At 67.4% G+C, this 5202-nt stretch carries 4 protein-coding genes; 1 reads left to right on the top strand and 3 read right to left on the bottom strand.

Features of this window, described 5'->3' with window-relative positions; genetic code table 11:
• Positions 1-244 precede the first annotated feature (244 nt).
• The gene (gene xseB / locus BEN49_RS10985) at positions 245-613 is read left to right on the top strand and encodes an exodeoxyribonuclease VII small subunit (RefSeq protein ID WP_070743230.1); all 369 of its coding nucleotides are present in this window, start codon (positions 245-247) and stop codon (positions 611-613) included.
• Positions 614-698: 85 nt separating this feature from the next.
• Here the strand turns inward: xseB and BEN49_RS10990 are convergent, their stop codons facing one another.
• The 3 genes from BEN49_RS10990 to BEN49_RS11000 all read right to left on the bottom strand — a co-directional run bounded on the left by BEN49_RS10990 (position 699) and on the right by BEN49_RS11000 (position 4916).
• Complete coding sequence (locus BEN49_RS10990) at positions 699-3038, bottom strand: TonB-dependent receptor plug domain-containing protein (protein WP_070743231.1); 2340 nt, start codon at positions 3036-3038, stop codon at positions 699-701.
• Between the two features lie 161 nt (positions 3039-3199).
• On the bottom strand, positions 3200-4336 hold the full coding sequence (locus BEN49_RS10995) for a PepSY-associated TM helix domain-containing protein (RefSeq protein WP_070743233.1): 1137 nt from the start codon (positions 4334-4336) through the stop codon (positions 3200-3202).
• A 61-nt stretch (positions 4337-4397) separates the two neighbouring features.
• The gene (locus tag BEN49_RS11000) at positions 4398-4916 is read right to left on the bottom strand and encodes a hypothetical protein (protein WP_125916746.1); all 519 of its coding nucleotides are present in this window, start codon (positions 4914-4916) and stop codon (positions 4398-4400) included.
• Positions 4917-5202: the final 286 nt, after the last annotated feature.

Below are 5202 nucleotides of genomic sequence, written 5' to 3' on the forward strand. Positions count from 1 at the left end.
CAGCTGGCGCCAGCGGGCCCGAGCGTTGCAGCAGCGCTTCGCCCGCCACCACCGGCGGCGGCGCGAGCACCTGCTGCGCCTGCGCTACCAATTGGAACTGGCCAGCACCCGCCTGCTGCACCGCGCCGAAAAGCGCCTCTGGGCCCTGCAAGCCAAGCGCTAGGCAGGGGCCCAAAAAACCGCTTTCAGGGCCCCACCGCGTTAATTTTTAATTCATAATTTTTAATTCATAATTCCGGAGCAGATGCCCACCTACGCCGAATCTTTAGCCGAACTCGAAACCATCCTGCGCGCCCTCGAAACCGACGCCGTGGACGTGGACGACCTCACTGCCCGCGTCGAGCGCTCGGCCGAGCTCATCCGCCTCTGCCGCCACAAGCTCCGCCACGCCGAAGCCTCGCTCGACCGCGTGTTTGACAACCTCGACAACGACGAAGAGGGCCCCGGGCCCGACGAGGAAGAAGACGATACGGACGACGAGGAAATCCCGGAGGACGACACCGACGAGGAAGAGGACGACGAAGACGACGGCGAAAGCGAAGAGGACGAAGACGACGACCGCGACCAAGCCGGAGGCGCCGGCCGCCCCGCCCCCCCAGCTTGGAAATTCTAACGTAACCCGCGGAGCGTGGACGCTATAGGCCCACGCATTAAACGACGAGGCCCTCCTCAACCGGCGAGCGGAGGGCCCCACCGTTTTACCAGGTGTAGCTCACCGAGAAGCGGCCATTAACACCCGCCTGCGGAATCCAGTAGTACAGCCCGTTGCGCAGCCAGGGCGCGCCAATGATATTATGGTTCAGCAGGTTGTTCACCACCAGGTTCACCTTCAAATGCGGCGACTGCCAGCCCACGCCGCCGTCGAGGCGGAAGTAGTTGGGGATGGCGTAGGGTGTGGCCACGGCGTAGCGGCCGCCCCGGCCGGCCTGGTACTGGTAGCCGAGCGAGAAGCTGAGGCCGCGCGCTAGCCGAGCGGGCAGCTCGTAGTTGAGCCAGGTGTTTTGCACGTGCTTGACGAACAGCGGCGTGCGGGCCCCCACCAGCAGCGGGTTGGGGTCGTGGTCGATTTTGGCGTCGGTGTAGGCGTAGTTCACCACCACGTTCAGGCCGCGCACCACCTGGCCCACCACGTCCACGTCCACCCCTTGGGCGTGGTTTTCGCCCACCTGAATGCGGTAGAGGCTGTTGGCCGGGTCGGTGGCGGCGATGCTGGAGCGGGTGAGGTAGTACACGGCCACGGCCGACGTCCAGCGGCCATCGAGCCAGTTTTTCTTCACGCCCAGCTCGCGGTTGCTGCCGCGCAGCGGGTCGATAGGCGTGCCGGCGCTCGTGATGCCGCCCTGGGGCACCAGCGTGCGGTCGTAGAGACCGTATACCGAGAGGCTGGGCAACAGGCTGTAGCTCAGGCCCAGGCGTGGCGTTACTACTTTATCGCGGGAGCTGCTGCCCACGCCCAGCACCTGGTTGTGGCTTTGTACAGCGGTGTAGCGCAGGCCAGGCGTGAGGCGCAGCTTGTTATCGAACAGCGCCACCTCATCGAGGGCGTAGCCGGAGTAGTAGCTGATGGTTTGCTCGGTATTGCGCCCGGCGAGGCCGTTGGGCGCGGAGTAGCCCGGTATTTCGGTTCCGTGCACGGGGTTGGTTACGTCGAGCGGGTAGTACACGGGCTGGATGCTGCCGCCGGGCGCGGGGGCCGTGTCGTACGTCAGGTAGTCGATGGCCAGGAATTTCTTCTGGTTGACATCAACCCCCGCCAGCAGCTGGTGGCGGAGCGGGCCGGTCGTGAAGTTGCCGTTCACAAACGCCTGCTGCGACAGCACTTGCGTGCGGTCGAGGTCGTACTTGGGGTTGCGCAGCAGCACGCTGGGGTTGGCCGCGTTCACGCCCGTTACCCACAGGTAGCGGCCCTCGCTATTCTCCAGCAAAAACGCCCCGCGCGCCGTGAGCTGCCAGCCGGGGCGGAACTGGTGCGTGAAGGTCAGAAAGCCCGACTGGTTTTGCGCCCGGATAGGCCCCACGCTGGGCTCGCTGATGGTGACCTTGCGCGGCAGCGAGCCGAAGCCGTTGGGCGTCATTACAATAGGGCTGTACAGGCCGTAGTTGAATGCCTGAAACGTGTACTCGGCCGTGAGAGCGGTGCGGGCGCTGAACTGGTACGTGAGCACTGGCGACACCAGCAGGCGCTTGTTGTAGTCGCCGGGCACGAAGGAATTGGTGCGCATGGCCATGCCGTTGAGGCGGTAGAGCAGCTTGCCGGCTTTATCAAGCTTGCCGTCGAGGTCGGCGGCGAGGCGGTAGAAGTCGTAGCTGCCCAGCATGGCCGTGGCCGAATAGCGCGGCGTGCCGGTGGGCTGCTTGGTCACGATGTTGAAGCTGCCGGCCGGGTCGCCGATGTTGTTCATGAACAGCGAGGGGCCCTTGACGAATTCGATGCGGTCGATGAGGGCAGCATCATCGGGCACGGGGCCCCGGTAGTAGGGCGTCAGGTCTACGCCGTTGCGCAGGGGCGCAATCTGGCCGCCGCGCATGTATAGGTTGGGCCCCAGGTTGTTGGATATTTCGTTGCGCACCACGCCGCTCACGTTGCGCGTCACACCCTCGGTGGTGTTGAAGCTGCCCTGGTCGAAAATGACTTCCGGCGTAATGACCTGGATGTGCTGCGAGAGCTGGAGTAGCGGCGTTTGCAGCCGCAGCGCACTCGACACAGTTTGGGCGCCGTACTGGCGGTAGTACTTCGACGTGACCACGGCCTCGCCGAGTGTCGTGGCCGCGTCGGCCGCTAGCCCGATGCTGAGCAGCGGGTCGGCGGCACTCACGTGCACCAGCTGCGGCAGGTAGCCCAGGTGGTTGACGGTGAGCGTGGTAATGGCCACGCGGCCGCGCAACTCGAAGCGCCCGGCGCTGTCGGTAGTGGCCACCTGGCTGGCCTGCGGGCTGCTCACGGTGGCCCCGCCAAGAGGCGCACCCGGCCGGGGCCCGTCGGTTTCGCGCACCACGCCGCGCACCACCGTTTGGGCAAAAGCGAGGGAGGTCAGCAAGAAAAAGAATCCGGTAAGTATAGATTTCATAAGCAAAAGCCCGGCAAATGCACGCGTCAGCAGCCTGAATAATTGGTGGAAAAACCAAGAGAAAAATGAGCCAATGGCCGCTGCCTCGCCCAGAAGCCGCGCCCCCCGCAATGCGGTAGCGGCGTGGTGCATTAGGGCCCCTGGCGCCCGGACTGCGCCGCCCCGGCTGGCCGGAGCCACCGCCGGTACCACAGCGCAAAGCCCGTGAGCGCCAGCAGGCCCGGCGTGAGGCCCACCACCACGTAGAGCACGCGCATGGGCATGCCGCCGAAGGTGCCGAAGTGCAGGGGCCCCATTAGCGCCTCCCACTGCGCGGGCCCGGCCGCCGCCCACGCCCGGCGCACGGCCCGTACCCGGCCGGTCGTGGGGTCTACCTCTACTGCCGCGCTCGCCCCCCAGGGCAGCGCGTGGCCGGGCACCACCCCATCGACCTCAAACGGAGCCCCGCCCGGCTGCGTGGGCAGGCGAATGCGGGTGGGCACCAGCGCCGGGTAGGCGGCCCGGGCCGTGGCCAGCAGCTCATCGACCGAGCGGGCCATGAGTTGGTTGGGCGGGGCCGGGCGGGTTTGCGCCCGCCAGGCGGCGGGGTCAAAGCCGAACAGATTCATCCAGAAGCCCGTGAAGCAAATGAGGGCGTTGAGCAGCAGGGCCCAGGTGCCCACGTAGCGGTGCAGGTCGGAGGCCAGCACCCGCCAGTTGTGGCGGCGCAGCGGGGCGCGCAGCGTCAGCACCTTGCCCAGGTGCTTGCGGTACACCACCACGCCCGTGAACACGGAGGCCAGCATAGCCAGGCCCAACAAGGCCGTGAGCAGCACGCCCCCCATGCCCAGCTGGAAGCAGAAGTGGAACTGCAACAGCCAGTTGAGTGCGCCGCCCGCCAGCCCGGTATTGGGGCCCTCCTGCAATACCCGGCCCGAGTAGGGGTCTACCCACACGCTAGCCAGGTCGTAGGTGTTGGGGTTGCCGTCGTTGCCGTAGAGGCGAAACTCGTAGCTCTCGCCGACCCGCTGCGGGAACCCCACAATGGCCATGCGCTTGAGGGCCGGGTAGCGCCGGCCCACCAGCCGGTACAGCGAATCGAGGGGCACGGGGGCGCGGCCGGCCGGCGGCGGGGCCACGCGGGGCACCAGCAGGCGGTCCAGCTCGGGCTTGAAAACCAGGCCGGCCCCGCTCAGGCCCAGCAGCAGCAGCGGCACGCCCGTGAGCAGCCCCAGCCAGCTGTGCCACCGGAATAGCCGCCGCAACCAGGCGTTCTTCAAAGTGCTCATGCAAGCATTATTGTCTTGATGGATAAGGATTTCAGGCTAGACCGGGCGCCGGGGCCCCAGCCTAGCGCAGCACCCGGGCCGAGTCGAGGGCGGCTGTGGTGCGCTGGTCGATTTGCCGCAGCACGGGCAACTGCTGCTGCCAATAGGCCGCCACCTGGGCCCCCGAGTGGCTGGTCGAGTCGGGCTCGTGAGCGTTGTGCATCCAGTTCATCATCTGGCCGTCGGCCGCTTCGAGGGCGGACACGGCGCGGCGCAGTCGGGCCGCCCAGCGTGGGTCGGTGGGTGCGGCTTGGCCTAGCTGAGCCAGGGCCCCGGCCAGGCGCTGGCGCTCGGCGGCTAGGGCGTCCATGCGGTTCATGGCGGCGTCGTGCAGGCGCATGGCCTGAGCGTAGGGGCCCTGGCCGGCAGCGGCGGCGGGCATGGCCATGTGGTCGTGCTCCGCCATCATGCCGGGACTATTTTCCATTAAATCGGGGCCGGTGCCGCTAACGGCGGTGGCGGGCGCGTCGGGGGCCGACGCGGGCTGGCAGCCAGTGGCCAAAACGGCCAGCAGGCTTCCCAAAAGCAAACTGTTTTCCACGTGGAGGGGTGCCGGGCAGTTGCCCGGTCGTTCGGCCAAGCAATTGATTCACAACCAGAACAGCTACGCGTTACGCGCGCCCCGGCCGCTCCTGGGCGGAGTTGGGCACCCGAGGGGCAAGCCGGGCAAAAGGGCTCCAACCAGCCCCGGCCACGCAAGCGCTGGCCCGCCCAGGCCCGGGGGGGCCCGGCTGCGCAGCGGCTGTTCCGTAATGCAGAAGTTGGCTTTACGCCTGGGGCGGGCGGAACACGCCCAGCGGGGCGCGGGCGGGGGCCCCCGGCGGGCC

The organism is Hymenobacter coccineus (genome assembly GCF_001816125.1).
Taxonomy (GTDB): Bacteria; Bacteroidota; Bacteroidia; order Cytophagales; family Hymenobacteraceae; genus Hymenobacter; species Hymenobacter coccineus.

Coding starts and splice junctions, on each gene's coding strand:
- BEN49_RS10995 (WP_070743233.1), bottom strand. CDS start 4,336: ATGAGCACTTTGAAGAACGCCTGGTTGCGGCGGCTATTCCGGTGGCAC.
- xseB (WP_070743230.1), top strand. CDS start 245: ATGCCCACCTACGCCGAATCTTTAGCCGAACTCGAAACCATCCTGCGC.